The 14,588-nt window shown below is 46.4% G+C and carries 15 protein-coding genes; 9 read left to right on the top strand and 6 right to left on the bottom strand.

Annotated elements, in window-relative coordinates; all coding sequences use genetic code 11:
* Positions 1-47: 47 nt before the first annotated feature.
* The 6 genes from DC20_RS09380 to DC20_RS09355 all read left to right on the top strand — a co-directional run bounded on the left by DC20_RS09380 (position 48) and on the right by DC20_RS09355 (position 4,634).
* Positions 48-371: a hypothetical protein gene (locus DC20_RS09380; RefSeq protein ID WP_062543595.1), complete on the top strand. Its 324-nt coding sequence runs from the start codon at positions 48-50 to the stop codon at positions 369-371.
* A gap of 148 nt (positions 372-519) precedes the next feature.
* Positions 520-1,617 carry an SGNH/GDSL hydrolase family protein gene (locus DC20_RS09375; RefSeq protein ID WP_062545889.1) on the top strand — a complete coding sequence of 366 codons (1,098 nt, stop codon included), beginning with the start codon at positions 520-522 and terminating at the stop codon, positions 1,615-1,617.
* A gap of 36 nt (positions 1,618-1,653) precedes the next feature.
* Complete coding sequence (locus DC20_RS09370) at positions 1,654-2,379, top strand: SIMPL domain-containing protein (protein ID WP_062543594.1); 726 nt, start codon at positions 1,654-1,656, stop codon at positions 2,377-2,379.
* Positions 2,380-2,389: 10 nt separating this feature from the next.
* Positions 2,390-2,962: a pentapeptide repeat-containing protein gene (locus DC20_RS09365; RefSeq protein WP_062543593.1), complete on the top strand. Its 573-nt coding sequence runs from the start codon at positions 2,390-2,392 to the stop codon at positions 2,960-2,962.
* A 118-nt stretch (positions 2,963-3,080) separates the two neighbouring features.
* On the top strand, positions 3,081-3,764 hold the full coding sequence (locus tag DC20_RS09360; protein ID WP_062543592.1) for a 2'-5' RNA ligase family protein: 684 nt from the start codon (positions 3,081-3,083) through the stop codon (positions 3,762-3,764).
* A gap of 63 nt (positions 3,765-3,827) precedes the next feature.
* The gene (locus DC20_RS09355) at positions 3,828-4,634 is read left to right on the top strand and encodes a cyclase family protein (protein WP_062543591.1); all 807 of its coding nucleotides are present in this window, start codon (positions 3,828-3,830) and stop codon (positions 4,632-4,634) included.
* Between the two features lie 560 nt (positions 4,635-5,194).
* Here the strand turns inward: DC20_RS09355 and rpmA are convergent.
* On the bottom strand, positions 5,195-5,500 hold the full coding sequence (gene rpmA / locus DC20_RS09350) for a 50S ribosomal protein L27 (RefSeq protein WP_062543590.1): 306 nt from the start codon (positions 5,498-5,500) through the stop codon (positions 5,195-5,197).
* 69 nt (positions 5,501-5,569) lie between these two features.
* Entirely contained in the window at positions 5,570-5,878 is a 309-nt protein-coding gene (rplU, locus tag DC20_RS09345) for a 50S ribosomal protein L21 (protein ID WP_062543589.1), read from the bottom strand.
* Between the two features lie 978 nt (positions 5,879-6,856).
* On the opposite strand from rplU, the gene DC20_RS09340 reads away from it, so the two are divergent.
* Both DC20_RS09340 and DC20_RS09335 read left to right on the top strand, forming a co-directional pair.
* Positions 6,857-7,816 (top strand): ribonucleoside-diphosphate reductase small subunit, encoded by a 960-nt coding sequence (locus DC20_RS09340; protein ID WP_062543588.1) that lies wholly within the window; start codon positions 6,857-6,859, stop codon positions 7,814-7,816.
* A 188-nt stretch (positions 7,817-8,004) separates the two neighbouring features.
* Positions 8,005-10,386, top strand: a complete 2,382-nt coding sequence (locus tag DC20_RS09335; RefSeq protein WP_062543587.1) for a ribonucleoside-diphosphate reductase subunit alpha — start codon at positions 8,005-8,007, stop codon at positions 10,384-10,386.
* Between the two features lie 559 nt (positions 10,387-10,945).
* Here the strand turns inward: DC20_RS09335 and DC20_RS09330 are convergent.
* Positions 10,946-11,608, bottom strand: a complete 663-nt coding sequence (locus tag DC20_RS09330) for a hypothetical protein (protein ID WP_157593117.1) — start codon at positions 11,606-11,608, stop codon at positions 10,946-10,948.
* A gap of 233 nt (positions 11,609-11,841) precedes the next feature.
* Between DC20_RS09330 and DC20_RS09325 the strand changes: the two genes are divergently transcribed.
* Positions 11,842-12,075, top strand: coding sequence for a hypothetical protein (locus DC20_RS09325; RefSeq protein ID WP_062543585.1), 234 nt, complete (start codon positions 11,842-11,844; stop codon positions 12,073-12,075).
* A 116-nt stretch (positions 12,076-12,191) separates the two neighbouring features.
* Here the strand turns inward: DC20_RS09325 and DC20_RS09320 are convergent, their stop codons facing one another.
* The 3 genes from DC20_RS09320 to DC20_RS09310 all read right to left on the bottom strand — a co-directional run bounded on the left by DC20_RS09320 (position 12,192) and on the right by DC20_RS09310 (position 14,562).
* Positions 12,192-12,989, bottom strand: a complete 798-nt coding sequence (locus DC20_RS09320) for a hypothetical protein (RefSeq protein WP_062543584.1) — start codon at positions 12,987-12,989, stop codon at positions 12,192-12,194.
* A 408-nt stretch (positions 12,990-13,397) separates the two neighbouring features.
* The gene (locus DC20_RS09315) at positions 13,398-13,898 is read right to left on the bottom strand and encodes a DUF421 domain-containing protein (protein ID WP_071885422.1); all 501 of its coding nucleotides are present in this window, start codon (positions 13,896-13,898) and stop codon (positions 13,398-13,400) included.
* A 250-nt stretch (positions 13,899-14,148) separates the two neighbouring features.
* Complete coding sequence (locus DC20_RS09310) at positions 14,149-14,562, bottom strand: STAS/SEC14 domain-containing protein (RefSeq protein WP_062543583.1); 414 nt, start codon at positions 14,560-14,562, stop codon at positions 14,149-14,151.
* Between the last annotated feature and the right edge of the window lie 26 nt (positions 14,563-14,588).

Here is a 14,588-nt window from a genome sequence, read left to right as displayed (position 1 = left end):
AAAAACAGACCTGAAACGCATCTTAGTAGAAACTAACTTTTCTAGCTATGGAAATACTAACCAACCCCAATCCCTTTGGACCTGCTCCTGCCAGGAAGGGAAAGCAGCTGTCCTTCTTCGGTGTTGTTTTTACCGGCTTGATGGTCTTGTTCCTGGCCGGAATTCTGTACTTCACTCAGCTAACCGACTTCTCCTCTCCCCAGGTAACATCTTCTGAGAGAATGGAGAATCTGCCTACCGTACAGAATACCAGAGTTGATGCCCTTGTGGCAAGCCCATCTATTGGAACTACCGCTAACATGGCCAGCCATGCTATGTTTGCCCCACTTCTGGGACAACAACCAGCTTCCACACCCTTGATCTTTAAATAGGGTATTTTTAAATTGTTAATAGTACTCAGCTTCTGGTTAAAGGAAGGCTAAGGGGTAGACACAGGTTTTCTTCTGGGGGTGCTTTGAAACAAAATTGGTTCTCAGCATCTTTGCCAGCACCTGTTTCTACCCTTCAACCTTTCTGTTCATGCGTTACAGCATCTTCTTTCGCGTTCCCTCATTTCTAGTACTTCTGCTTTGCCTTGCCAGCTGCGCCACCCAAAAAAGCGCTTCTGTAGCGCCGCAAGATGCTCATGTGGCCTACATGGGCCGGGTAGGAAAACCTTCGCCGGAAGCGGCAGAACTGTATTGGTCAGGCACCTCGGTGAAGCTGAATTTTGAGGGCACTTCGGTAAAAGCGCGTTTAAAAGACAGCACTGGAAAGAGCTACTACAACGTGATCATCGACGGCGACAGCATTTCTATCCTGCAGCCTGACACCGAAGCAAAACTCTACACCCTCGCCTCTGGGCTGAAACCAGGTAAACATACCGTAGAACTGTTCAAGCGCACCGAGTGGGACAAAGGCACCACCACGTTTTATGGCTTTGAACTGGAAAACGGCGGAAAAACGCTACCGGCCGCAGCACCTAAAACCCGCAAAATTGAGTTCTACGGCAACTCCATCACGGCTGGCTACGCCGCCGAGGATTACTCAGGCAAAGATAACCCGGCAGGCACCAACACGAACAACTACGTGAGCTACGCCGCCCTCACCACCCGCTTCTTTGACGCCGATTATACCTGTATCTGCAAAAGCGGAATAGGCATTACGGTGAGCTGGGAACCTCTGATTATGCCTGAGATCTATAACCGGCTGAATCCGTCAGACTCCACCAGCAAATGGGACTTCTCCCAAAAACAGCCCGACATTGTGGTGATCAACCTTTTCCAAAACGATTCCTGGATTGTGGAGCAACCCCAGAATGCCCAGTTCAAGCGCCGGTTCGGGACTACGAAACCTTCTGAGGAGTTCCTGATCACGGCCTATCAGAACTTCGTAAAAAACATCAGAAGCAAATACCCCAACGCCCACATCATTGCTATGCTGGGCAACATGGACATCACCCGCGCGGGCTCTCCATGGCCGGGCTACGTGGAGAAAGCCGTGGCCGGACTGCAGGACCAGAAGGTGTACAACTTGTTTGCACCTTACAAAGACACGCCGGGTCACCCGCGGGTAGAAGAGCAGCAAGCCATGGCCAACCAGCTCATCAAGTTCATTCAAGAGAAATTGAATTGGTAAGGTTTTGCCTTACTTTTTGACCTATCAACTTCTTTTATGAAAAGTATCTTTCTTGTCTTGCCTCTGTTTTTACTTTTTTCTTTTTCTGCAATTTGTCAGATAGATAAAAGAAACCCTACCATTGACGTGATTGGTAGCGCTAAAATTACGGTAAAACCAGATGTAGGCGTTTTGATTATTAGATTAAAAGAGAACAACCTGAATTTTAGTGAGGCAATTGCTGGCTTGAACAAGAAAACAAAAGATCTTACAAGTCAGATAGCCTCCATCGGCTTCAAAGAAGAGGATATTAAGACCACAGACTTTAAAATTGAGGAATATACCGTTTATATAAAGGAGCAAAACATAGACAGTGGGTATGTGGCTACGCAAAGCATCACCGTTGACTTTAAAAACAGCAAGGAAACCATCACCAGAATCCTGAACACATTTGCCAAAAGCAACACTGATTTCACCTTGAATTTTAATTTCAAGTTATCTGATGAATTAAGAACAAAGGTGCAGGATGAACTGATAAAACTCTCTGTTGAAAGTTCGAAGCACAAAGCGAACTTAATAGCCTCCTCCACAGGTGTGCGCTTAGGCAAAATTATTGACATCGGGTACGGGAACAACTACTATGGCGGCATGCAGGAATTGGAAGACAAGGCGACGAGTGCAGTTATGGCGGGTGCAAATGCTATAGGAGAAGCCATGATTGGGTTTACACCCAATGATTTAGAATTCATTGATCACGTGACGATCACTTGGTCAATAAAATAAGGCAACCTCCATGCAAGAAACGCTGCACCAGAATAAGACCTTTGACCAGCTCAACTACACAGGCAAAGGCGTGGCCGGGCGTGAGTTCGAGGACTGCACCTTTACCAACTGCGATTTCTCCAGCACTAACCTTTCTAACAATAGCTTCTCTGATTGCCGCTTTGAAGATTGTAATTTGAGCCTTGTGCAGTTGAGCAACTCTAAACTACATGATGTCACCTTCACCAACTGCAAACTGGTGGGTGTAGATTTCAGTCAATGCTATGATTTCCTGTTTGCGGTGCGGTTCAAAGGCTGCTCCCTGGATTACACCTACTTTGGCAAAAAGAACCTTAAAAAGACCGTTTTCGAGAGTTGCAGCATCAAGGAGGCCAACTTCACTGATTCAGACCTAACCCAAGCTTCTTTCCTGGAATGCGACTTAGCCAGAACCGTGTTTCAGCGGAGCAACCTGGAGAAGGCCGACTTCAGAACAGCCTACAACTACACGTTGGACCCGGAGCTCAACCGTATCAAAAAAGCGAAGTTCTCGGTGCAGGGTGCATTAGGCTTGCTGGCCAAGTATGACATTGAGGTGAAGTAGAAAGAGAAAGCTTGTTCCACGGGGAAAAGCATTTGTTGAAGAACGCAGCACCTTTTCTGTATTAGGCTTATTTTAGCATAATCTGCTCTAAAACGAATACCTGGAAATCACCTTCCCCATGGATTTAAGAGCCCATTATACCCAGTTCTGGCAAAACGCCGAGGCGCAATTTCTGAAAGGAAACTACGAGTTTGACGCCCTGCTTGATTCTCCCACAGATACCAGAAGAGGCATAACGCTACTGGCCCGTCCGCGAGGAGAAGTACTGGAGAACATTCAGTGCTTTTTGCAGGAAATGGTTACACTAGAACCCGAACAATACTACTACCCCACCTCAGATGTGCACCTCACCATATTGAGCATCATCTCGTGTTATCCGGGGTTTTCCGAGGCTGACATCCAGCTTCAGCCTTATATTGAATTGGTGAAAGAGGCTTTAGCCTCCATTCAGCCGTTCAGGGTGATGTTCAAGGGTATTACAGCCTCGCCTTCCTGCGTGCTCCTACAAGGATTTCCGTATAGTGATGACCTTCACCAGCTACGGGGAAACTTGCGGACAGCCTTCCGGGATTGCAGACTGCAGCAATCCATTGACCAGCGGTATGCCATCTCTACGGCCCACAGCACCGTCATCCGGTTCAGGGAACCCCTGCAGAGGCCAGATAAATTTCTGCAAAAGCTACGAGAGTACCGGGCGCATGACTTTGGGACGGCTGTCATAGACCAAGTAGAGTTAGTAAGCAATGACTGGTACCAGCGTCAGGAAAACACCCGGTTGTTGGCCACTTTCCCGCTGACCTAAAATCTCTGGTCAATCTCTGATTTTGGCTACTTTTGTAAAACAGGTCTAAAACATGCACGTCCTATGCTTTCCTCTGCTTCTATTACTTTACGGAATCGTACCTATCAGTTCAATCCGCTACAGCCATTGGATATCTCCCTTCCTCTCAGGTCGGGTTCTGAGAACGTAAATTGCTTTTGGGCCGAGCCGGTGCAGGTAGAGACTATCACCGTAGGCGATTTTGTAGGCAGCGTGGCGCAAGGTGGTTCCACCAATTACCAGCGCGTCCATCTTACGCCCCACGGCAACGGCACCCACACCGAATGCTACGGTCATATCTCGCCTGATCCGACCGCCACGTTAGACCACTGCCTAAGCCGATTCCTGTTTGTGGCGCAACTGGTTTCTGTTACTCCTCAGCGACAGGATAACGGTGATCTAGTGGTGCTAGCGAAAGATGTTTTAACCCAGTTGGATGAAGCCGACCTTCCCGAAGCGTTGGTGTTGCGCACGCTTCCTAATTCTGAAAGCAAACGCACTACCCAGTACTCCGGCACTAATCCTACTTACATTGAGCCTGCTTTAGCGGAATACCTGGCTCAATATGGAGTAGAGCATCTTTTATTGGATTTACCTTCGGTTGATAGGGAGGAAGATGGCGGGGCTTTGTTAGCGCACCATGCGTTTTGGCAGTATCCTTTTCAAACCCGGACTCAGGCTACTATTACAGAATTGATCTTTGTGCCGGATGCGGTGGCGGATGGATGGTATCTGTTGAATTTGCAGGTGACCAGTTTGGTCTTGGATGCTAGTCCTAGCAAACCGGTTTTGTATGCGTTGCAACCTGATGGTTTGGCTCCTGAGATTTCTTTTGTGGAGGCACCGCATTGAACTCTTCCTCTTTTATTCTGCTGAAGCCCTTTGCTTTTCCCTTAGAGTAAGTGCCTTTTGCGTGGGTTCATGGGCTTTATTGTTTCATCTTTGCCGATAAGCGCTCACGGCCGCGGGGCCCCGCCTTCCGCCCTCGCGCTGTGGCCTCTCGCCTGCCCCCCAGGGCTGCCCCTAACGCGGCACCGGGTCGAGTCCTAGGCGCTCAGACGAAAGGCTGGAAAAGGAAAATGGGTGGCCTTTGCTTGCTTTAAGGAACCATGGTTCAAGTTTACATGCAAGAGAACATGGTTCAAGTCTGCGACTTGGACCCACAATGGCTGCAGTTTGCAACTGCAGTGAGGCAATAGCCTCAAAACATTAGCTGATACTTCAAGGAAGAACCATTAAAGTCGATGCTCTCCTTTTGAAGGAGGCGAAGGGGATGTTTACACCTGCATATTCACGCATTTTATCCCTTTCCAGAATCCGGCCTCTTTTCCCAAAAACACTCAAAAACAAAGAAGGCTGCCCTAAAAGGCAGCCTTCTTTGAAATCTTGATCGGCGGAAGCCGAGGGGATGCTTAGGCAGTAACTTCTTCAGAAGGAGTAGTAGTAACCTGAGCGGCGTCTACATCTAAAGGAAGAACAGATACGAAAGAACGGTTTTTCACGCCTTTTTTAAACTGTACGATACCGTCTGTCAAAGCAAACAGGGTGTGGTCTTTACCGATACCTACGTTTGCACCTGGGTGGTGCGCAGTACCGCGCTGACGTACAATGATGTTACCAGCGATGATGGTTTGACCACCAAAAATTTTCACGCCTAAGCGCTTGGAATGTGATTCGCGGCCGTTGTTAGAACTACCGACACCTTTTTTGTGAGCCATTTCTATTCTATTTTAATCCTGGCAAAAGCCAGAGATAGGTTCTACAATAATTTTCCTTTACCTCAAAAATTAACCAATGGTGTTGATCAACACTTTGGTGTACTGTTGGCGGTGACCGTTTTTCTTCTTGTAGCCTTTTCTTCTCTTCTTCTTGAAAACGATCACTTTGTCACCTTTGGCGTGTCCCTGGATGGTTCCAGTTACTTTTACTCCGTCTACAAAAGGAGCACCTACGGTTAAATTTCCGTTGTCATCAGTTAAAAGAACATTGGCGAACTCTACGGCGTCACCCTCATTGCCGGAAAGCTTGTTAGTGTAGAAGAACTTACCGCTCTCTACTTTCGTCTGGATACCAGCGATTTCTACAATTGCGTACATCAGCTTACGATATTTTTTAAAAAATTGAACCGCAAAAGTACGGACGCTCAAGCTAATATCCAAATACACGTCTACTAATTTACCTCTGTTTTTAAAGGTAGTAAACTGATTTTTAATAGGTTATGAGTTATCCCCCAGCATGTGGATAACTTTGGTGGATAAACCAAACCTATACTGATTATCAATTACTTACAAGTGGATAAAGACACAAGAAGAGAGAACCACTCTGGAAAAGCGGTCAGAACAGGGCATTTACAACTGATCAAAGAGAGTCAACTTTCCAGCTGAAATGTAAATGAAAGTAGCTATTGATTTAGGTAAAGTCAAGAGCAGCAGCAAATTTGTTTTCTCACCCACCAACTAAGGCTAGACAACAAGCATTTCCTTATCTGCCTGAAATCTCAAGCGGCAAGACACCAGCTAACTGGTGTCTAAAAATGACAAAAGATGACAGAACCACTGTCTGCCTTTCAGAATTTGATGCTTTCTGGCTATCTCGTTTTCAGCGCAAAATCAGAAACCCAGCTCCAAAACACACTTGTTTTCGCTTGTCTCCTAAGGCAGCGTGCACCCTCATCTCTGAAGTTCAGGAAGCTAAAGCAGACGCTACTCAGAGCTTGCAAAAGGCGTGTTTTAAATCGCCTGATTTACCTCTTTAAAATTATCTACTATCCTTTAAGATACCATCATTCAAGCCATAGAGCAAAGTATATATTTGAGGTTTCTAATTTTTATAACATTTTAAACACCTGATTTACAATATGTTACCAGTTGATTATATTGTGGATAACTGCTGTATAAGAAGTTGGTAAATTAGGCTGCTCCAAAGGGGCAACCAACGTATTTGTCCCTATATTTGAATTCTCAACCCACAACAACTGCTTCTTAACTTAATCGTTAAGCCACTGTTATAAGGCGAGAGACAGCGCCTGAAGGCGCACCCTTTTAATAAAGTTAGAGCAAGAAACCGTTTAGTCTATGGAGCCTTTATTGCAAGAAAACCCGAACCGCTTTGTCCTGTTCCCCATCCAAAACGATGCCGTTTGGCAGATGTATAAGAAAGCAGAGGCTAGCTTTTGGACGGCCGAAGAGATTGACCTGACCCCAGACCTGAAAGATTGGGAGAAGCTAAACGACGGCGAGCGTCACTTCATCTCCCACGTACTGGCGTTCTTCGCGGCTTCAGACGGGATTGTAAACGAGAACCTGGCCATTAACTTCATGCAAGAGGTGCAGCTACCTGAGGCACGTTGTTTCTATGGGTTCCAGATCATGATGGAGAACATCCACTCTGAGACCTATTCTCTTTTGATTGATACCTATATTAAAGATCCGCAGGAAAAAGATCGCTTGTTCAACGCCCTGGAGACCGTTGACTGCGTTAAGAAAAAAGGAGAGTGGGCGTTGAAATGGATCAACTCTGAAAATTTCACGGAGCGTTTGATTGCGTTTGCCGCGGTAGAGGGTATTTTCTTCTCTGGTTCATTCTGCTCTATCTTCTGGATGAAGAAACGCGGTTTGATGCCAGGCTTGACCTTCTCTAATGAGTTGATCTCCCGTGATGAGGGACTGCACTGTGACTTCGCCTGCTTGCTGTACTCTATGCTGCAGAACAAGTTACCTGAGGAGCGCGTACAAATGATCATCCGTGACGCGGTGAGCATTGAGCAGGAATTTGTGACCGATGCGCTGCCCGTTGACCTCATAGGGATGAATGCAAAACTGATGAACCAATACATCGAGTTTGTGGCCGACCGCCTACTGGTATCTTTAGGTTGTGGCAAAATCTACAATTCAACCAATCCATTTGACTTCATGGAGCTGATCTCCCTGCAAGGCAAAACCAACTTCTTTGAGAAACGTGTGGCTGAGTACCAGAAATCGGGCGTGATGAGCGACCGTGATTCCAACGTGTTCTCTCTGGACGAGGACTTTTAATCTATTACCCCCTGGACAGCCCTAAAGCGCTTTGGGGTTGTTTCTCTAAAAACAGGCCCAAAGCACCCAACAGTCGGTTGGAGCAGGGCCCTCAAGTAAAATCAAGCCAAAAGCATGCTCCAGCGCAAAAGCGCATGGGAGAGAAATATCTGGATGGTACGTCATCCGTCACATATTAGTGTAAGCGTATGTTAGTTGTAAAAAGAGACGGCCGCAGGGAATCGGTCAAGTTTGATAAAATCACGGCCCGCATAGAGAAACTGTGCTATGGCCTGAACATGTCGTTTGTTAGCCCTATTGAGGTGGCCAAGAAGGTAATTGACGGTATTTACGATGGCGTGACCACCGTAGAGCTGGATAACCTGGCGGCAGAAACCTCGGCTTCCTTAACGACAAAGCACCCCGACTACGCCATTCTGGCGGCGCGTATAGCTATCTCCAGCTTGCACAAGGTGACGCAGAAGTCGTTCTTCAACACCATGAAGCAGTTGTACACCTATGAAGACCCCAAAACAGGTGAAAATGCTTCTTTGATTGCGAAGGATGTCTTTGAAATCATTAAGAAACACGCGGCCGTGCTGGACTCCAGCATTATTTATGACCGTGACTACAACTATGACTACTTCGGGTACAAAACCCTTGAGCGTTCTTATCTGCTGCGCCTGCATGGCAAAGTAGTGGAGCGTCCGCAGCACATGCTCATGCGGGTGGCCGTGGGTATTCACAAAGAAGACATAGACTCTGCCATTGAGACCTACAACCTCATGTCTGAGAAGTGGTTCACGCACGCTACGCCAACTCTTTTTAACGCGGGCACTCCTAAACCGCAGCTGTCTTCCTGCTTCCTGCTCACCATGAAAGAGGATAGCATTCCGGGTATCTATGATACTTTGAAGAACTGTGCGTTGATCTCGCAGAGCGCGGGTGGTATTGGCCTGGCGGCGCACAACATCAGAGCTACTGGTTCTTACATCAAAGGCACCAACGGTACGTCCAACGGCTTAGTGCCGATGTTGAAAGTGTTTAACGACACGGCTCGGTACGTGGACCAAGGTGGTGGAAAGCGTAAAGGCGCCTTCGCTATTTACCTGGAGCCTTGGCACGCCGATATTTTCGAATTCCTGGATCTGCGCAAGAACCACGGGAAAGAAGAAATGCGGACCCGCGACTTGTTCCTGGCTCTCTGGACCCCAGACTTGTTCATGAAGCGCGTAGAAGCCAACGGTGACTGGAGCCTGATGTGCCCGAACGAATGCCCAGGCCTTTCTGACACCTGGGGCAAAGACTTTGAGCGTTTGTATGAGAAATACGAGCGCGAAGGCAAAGCCCGCAAAACTATCAAAGCACAGGAATTGTGGTTCGCGATCTTAGAAGCGCAGACTGAGACCGGTACACCGTATATGCTGTTCAAGGACCACGCCAACGGCAAGTCTAACCAGCAGAACCTGGGTACCATCAAGAGCTCTAACTTGTGCACCGAGATCATTGAGTACACCGATGCCGACGAGATTGCCGTGTGTAACCTGGCGTCTCTGGCGTTGCCACGCTATATTAAAGAAGAGAAAGGCGTTAAGACCTTTGACCACCAGCGTTTGTATGATGTCACCTATACGGTAACCAAGAACCTGAACAAGGTAATTGACATCAACTATTACCCGGTACCGGAAGCGAAGAAGTCCAACATGCGTCACCGCCCTATAGGGTTGGGGGTACAGGGCTTAGCCGATGCGTTCCTGCAACTGCGCATGCCGTTTGAAAGCGAAGACGCAGCCCGCCTGAACAAAGAGATTTTCGAGACTATTTACTTTGCGGCCATGACGGCTTCTAAGGATCTGGCAAAGAAATTAGGCCCTTACGAAACGTTTGAAGGTTCCCCTATCAGCCGTGGTATCTTCCAGTTTGACATGTGGGGTGTAACGCCAGACAGCGGTCGTTGGGACTGGGAAGCACTTCGTCAGGAAGTAGTAGAGCACGGCGTACGCAACTCTTTGTTGGTAGCGCCTATGCCAACTGCTTCTACCTCGCAGATCCTGGGGAACAATGAAGGGTTTGAGCCTTACACCTCTAACATCTACGTACGCCGCGTGTTGAGCGGGGAGTTCATGGTGGTGAACAAGCACTTGCTGAACGACCTGATTGGGTTAGGTTTGTGGAATGACCAAATGAAGAATGCCATCATCGCCGCCAACGGATCGGTGCAGGGCATCACCAACATTCCGCAGCACATCAAAGACCTGTACAAAACAGTATGGGAAATCAGTCAGCGAACCATCATTGACATGTCTGCCGACCGTGGAGCCTACATCTGCCAGAGCCAAAGCCTGAACCTGCACGTGTCTAACGTGAACTTCGGGAAGTTGACGTCTATGCACTTCCATAGCTGGAAGAAAGGCTTAAAAACCGGGATGTACTACCTGCGTACGAAAGCCGCCGCCGATGCCATCAAGTTCACAGTGGAGAAACAAGCCGCTGAAACCCTGGCCCCGATGTACAGCAACGTAGAGCAGAACCAAAGCGACATGGCCTGCTCTCTGGATAATCCAGATGCTTGCGAGGCTTGCGGTAGCTAAGAACTACTTTTGTTTAAGAATAAAAAAAGGAGACCCGAAACGGCCTCCTTTTTTGTTTGCTACCATTTGGCTATCTGATAACCTTTCCTAATGTTGGTGTACTCACCAACATTTCAAATAGCCGTTCCATCGTAATCCATTCTTCCTTGTTGGTGAGAACACCAACAAGGACAGACGCTTTTGTAAGCTCAGGCAGAAATCAACCTCTTCTTACTTTCATCTTCAGTGACAATCTAACTTGCTGCTTTTACTCAAATTATAAACTTTTCTTCTTCGCTCCAGCTACTCTGACTCTTTCAAAAACCAACATTGGAGAGCGATCGGCTACTTGATGTAAGGGTAAACTGTTTGCCTGATGAAGAGTTTCGTTACCCTTCATCAGGCAAACTAGAACAACTTATCTGATACAATGAAAAAGAGAGCAAACAGATGAGATTATAGATTATTTCCGTGGCGTCATTACCAAGGAAAAACATGAGAAAAGAATTGCGGATATAGTTAGTACTTTCAATAGGCTAAGAAGTGATTCTCAGCTTAACCGCCAACTGCAACATATATTTTATATAATAAGAAGAGCGAGTAGTATTGTTGCCAAGAGAGCAGCTAAAACCCAACTAAAGACACCTACACGTTTAGCTCCTTTTTCATTGTACTTCTCTGGCTGTTTTGTGCCTTTGCTTTTACCTAGAAGCCCTAATATAAAGGAAAAAGAGAAGGCGATAAGACCTATAAGCATACCAATTAAATAAGTGCCAAGTGTAAATCCTGGTAGTACCACAAATCCCAACGCGATCAATGAAATAACCGCAAATACCAAAGCAACCTTAGACTCAGTTGGTAATGGCAATGATGAGGGGTTAAGATCTTTAGCTGTTGCTTTTCCTGTACGCTTAGCCCATTTATCATTTTTTACAATGGCCATAGCCTGAGTAGGAACAGGCGAAGTAGCCGTATACTTAGGAAAGAACCTAACAGGAAAAGGTTGCTTATTAGAAGCATCTAACTTGTAAACCTTCTGAGAAATGATAGGCGTAGTTGCATCTGGCGATATAGCAATAGTTTGGCTACTATCTTCTGATAATATCTTTGAAGCAGATTTTGCTTGGGCAACAGGCGCAGAAAAATCAAACACCTTTTGTTGTGAACAACCAGATGGAAGTAACTGCACGGCCAAAAAGGACAATAAAAATAATTTGCGAAGAAAAGAAATGGCTTTTTTCATACAATTAAAGTAAGAAAATATTGCGTCTATTATATATATATTATAACAATTTGATTGTACTCACCAACATTCCTACAAGCCGCTCCTCGCAAGCGAAATCTGTTTGTTGGTGATATCATCAACAAGGGCGCATGTATGAGCCATCCGTTTCAGCCATGTTTAAACTAAAATGCGTCTAAACCAGAACAGAATCGTGTATTTTAACAATTAGCGAACCTTCAAATAGAAGTGCAATGCAAATCATACGGCTACGGGTGAATGAGAAGGTATACAAGAACTTGATATGGTTTATGTGCAAGTTCACAAAAGATGAGTTGGAGAATATTGAGGAGAATGACGCCTTTTCTGCTACTCAAAAGGAGTTGAAGCAAGATTTGACTCAATTAGAGAAAGGTGAGGCAGAGTTCATAGACATTGACCAACTAAACCAAGAACTTGAAAATACCCTTAAGCGGTATGAAGCTTAGTAGCGACAGCACTATTATATGTAATGCACTCTCCTCTAAAAAGCAACTCTCGCTTTGGACCTAATTTTGTAAAATTGGGCCTAAAGTGAGAGTTGCATTTCTATTCCTAAAAGAGCTTACATCAAGTAAGTATACTCCGTCTGGAAGGCAGTGCCGTTACTAGGCGTGGTGGTCTTCTTCACCGGTAGGTTTTGCTCGTTGTACTCATAGGTAAAGGTGGTTACGCGCTGCTCGCCGCTGGCTAGGGTTGTGGTGACTTTGCCGGGGTTGTTGCCGTGCAAGATGATTCTGGGGGTGAACAGGAAATCGGAGAGGTGCTGCACGCTTTTCTTGGTGTCATAGTTCTCGTATGTGCTGGTCTGCACCAGTTGCCAGTCTGAGGTAGCTGTCGGTTTGTGGTACATTTTTACCTCCCCCACGTTGCCTTTGGCGTCATAGGTGTAGGTTACCTTGTTAGCTTCTCTGGGTGTGTTAATGGTCACATCTTTGTAATGGCTGTACCGGGCAGTAAGCCGCTTTTGGGTGTCATATTCAAAGGTGTGGTAACTCTCTACTTTCCCGTTAATAAGTTCATCTAGTTTGTAGAGCTTGTTGTCTGCGGTATAATAATAGGCATTTTCGGTGTCCAGGGTAGGCCCATCGGTGAGCACGTAGGCAACGCGGCCCATGTTATCATAGATGATCTCGCTGGTAGTCTGCTCATTCTCGTTCAGAGCCAACTGGCCTTTACCTACCACGCGGGCTAACCATCCCGAGGCCGCGTACTGAAACTCCCGGCTATCGCCCTGGGTGGTGGCAATCTTTTTCAGAAGAACGCGGGGCTGGTGGATGTTTGGCTCTGGATCTTCCAAATCACAACCGGCAAGAAACAGAGCAGCGAAGAAGACAGTTAAGGTTATACAACAAGCTTTCATTTTTGAGGGCATTACACTTCATAATGGTTACTATTAGGAAGAGTTCTTTGCCTTCAAAATGGTTGCATGAGGTAAAAAGTTGAGCATACTCTTAGGTTATCTCTGCTTCTTATCTAAAAGCATAAGTACTAGTGAAAGGTGAAGAAGCATCCTGTTCTTTTGGCCTGAAATCACAAAAGCAGGCGTAAAAGACAGTTCTGGTCTCTTTTACTTCTTCTACTCCTTTAAGCCTGAAGACAAAAAAAGAAGCTTGTTATGGCTTCTCCTTCCTATCTGTAAATGCTGATACCCAAAAGGGAACAGCAAATCAAAAGACATCCATTTATAGGCTTTAAAATTCACGTGTAAAAGCAGGGAAATTAATGGGCAGCAATGGCATAAAAAGCAGAGACAAACTCCTTTGGGAGCTTACTTGTCATCCTTCATGACTACGCTAATACTTCCGCTGCGCTCTAAACACGCTGTTGATACTTTGGAGATGTCTTCGGGGCTTCCTTGAGCACGCATAGACTCAAAAATATCATTCTCTGTCACGTTATGCGCTCGCATGACATCTTTCAGAAACTCTCCGTCTTTTATCAGGGTCACTGTCTTTCCCTTGATCATGGTACTGACTTCGTCTCCGGTTCTGAACGCAAGCGTTGCCAGGAAGCGGTGCAGCAAGATAAGCACCAGCCCCGCTATCAACGTAGGCACGAAAGGTGAATTACCCGTAATGGCCCTGCTCATGACAGAGCCGTACATGACCCCCAGCACAATATCAAAGGCGCTGTGCCGGCCAAAGATGCGTTTATTGGCCAACCGCACATACATCAAAGAAACAAAAAAGACTATGATTGCCCGGGCAGACATTTGCCACCAGTTCAGATCCTTCAACCCAATGCCCAATGCTGTTTCAAGAATTTCCATTATTTGACAAACGGAACCAGCAGAAGAGGGTTTCTCTTCAGCTGCCTGGCAAACAAGTTCTTATTTTTAATACTTTGCATACCCTTGCCCTATCAGCAGCGCAGCTTGCAGTTAGGTAGTGTATTTTGGAAAACGGCGCGGAAGCTTGGTCAGGGTCGCCCAGTTCTTCTTGAAAGAGCCAACATAATACCGCTTGTTGTTTTCCGGGTTAGAAACAAAGCTATTCGCCCACCCTTTTAGCTATTGGTTCTTATTCTTGCATAAGCCACTCCAGCGCTTCCTCTTCACTACCGAAGTTCCTGAGCGCGAAATCTCCTAAGTCGCCGGCGCGCTCTACAAGATGGTCAATGTCTTCTACTTGTTTTGCATCTTCTGAAGGAAGGATTGCCATTCGACGCAACGGACCTGACAGGAGTGCGGGAACCACGTTCTCAAAGACCCAGTTTCTTTCCTCCTCAGACATGGATTTCATTTTACGGTCATCGGCTAGCCACCTGGTGAGGCGGTATTTGTCAATGACGTGAATAAGAATCAGAAAAGCCTCCTGTAGATCTGATTTGGAAAATTTCCCCCTCCAGATAGCCATGCCTAAAGAACGTGCTTCATCATATTGAATGGTGAAGGCGTGGCTTTGGTAATAGACAAAAGGCAGCTGTATAGGCATAAAGTAGTGTATGATTCAAATGGTAA

It is taken from the genome of Rufibacter tibetensis (assembly GCF_001310085.1).
GTDB classification, from domain to species: Bacteria; Bacteroidota; Bacteroidia; order Cytophagales; family Hymenobacteraceae; genus Nibribacter; species Nibribacter tibetensis.
Note: the sequence above shows the minus strand (reverse complement) of the source record. Positions and strands in the feature narration are given on the sequence as shown.

Bases quoted from the DNA above. Each gene is read 5' to 3' on its own strand.
- DC20_RS09380 (WP_062543595.1), top strand. From the start codon at position 48: ATGGAAATACTAACCAACCCCAATCCCTTTGGACCTGCTCCTGCCAGG.
- DC20_RS09375 (WP_062545889.1), top strand. From the start codon at position 520: ATGCGTTACAGCATCTTCTTTCGCGTTCCCTCATTTCTAGTACTTCTG.
- DC20_RS09370 (WP_062543594.1), top strand. From the start codon at position 1,654: ATGAAAAGTATCTTTCTTGTCTTGCCTCTGTTTTTACTTTTTTCTTTT.
- DC20_RS09365 (WP_062543593.1), top strand. From the start codon at position 2,390: ATGCAAGAAACGCTGCACCAGAATAAGACCTTTGACCAGCTCAACTAC.
- DC20_RS09360 (WP_062543592.1), top strand. From the start codon at position 3,081: ATGGATTTAAGAGCCCATTATACCCAGTTCTGGCAAAACGCCGAGGCG.
- DC20_RS09355 (WP_062543591.1), top strand. From the start codon at position 3,828: ATGCTTTCCTCTGCTTCTATTACTTTACGGAATCGTACCTATCAGTTC.
- rpmA (WP_062543590.1), bottom strand. From the start codon at position 5,500: ATGGCTCACAAAAAAGGTGTCGGTAGTTCTAACAACGGCCGCGAATCA.
- rplU (WP_062543589.1), bottom strand. From the start codon at position 5,878: ATGTACGCAATTGTAGAAATCGCTGGTATCCAGACGAAAGTAGAGAGC.
- DC20_RS09340 (WP_062543588.1), top strand. From the start codon at position 6,857: ATGGAGCCTTTATTGCAAGAAAACCCGAACCGCTTTGTCCTGTTCCCC.
- DC20_RS09335 (WP_062543587.1), top strand. From the start codon at position 8,005: ATGTTAGTTGTAAAAAGAGACGGCCGCAGGGAATCGGTCAAGTTTGAT.
- DC20_RS09330 (WP_157593117.1), bottom strand. From the start codon at position 11,608: ATGAAAAAAGCCATTTCTTTTCTTCGCAAATTATTTTTATTGTCCTTT.
- DC20_RS09325 (WP_062543585.1), top strand. From the start codon at position 11,842: ATGCAAATCATACGGCTACGGGTGAATGAGAAGGTATACAAGAACTTG.
- DC20_RS09320 (WP_062543584.1), bottom strand. From the start codon at position 12,989: ATGAAAGCTTGTTGTATAACCTTAACTGTCTTCTTCGCTGCTCTGTTT.
- DC20_RS09315 (WP_071885422.1), bottom strand. From the start codon at position 13,898: ATGGAAATTCTTGAAACAGCATTGGGCATTGGGTTGAAGGATCTGAAC.
- DC20_RS09310 (WP_062543583.1), bottom strand. From the start codon at position 14,562: ATGCCTATACAGCTGCCTTTTGTCTATTACCAAAGCCACGCCTTCACC.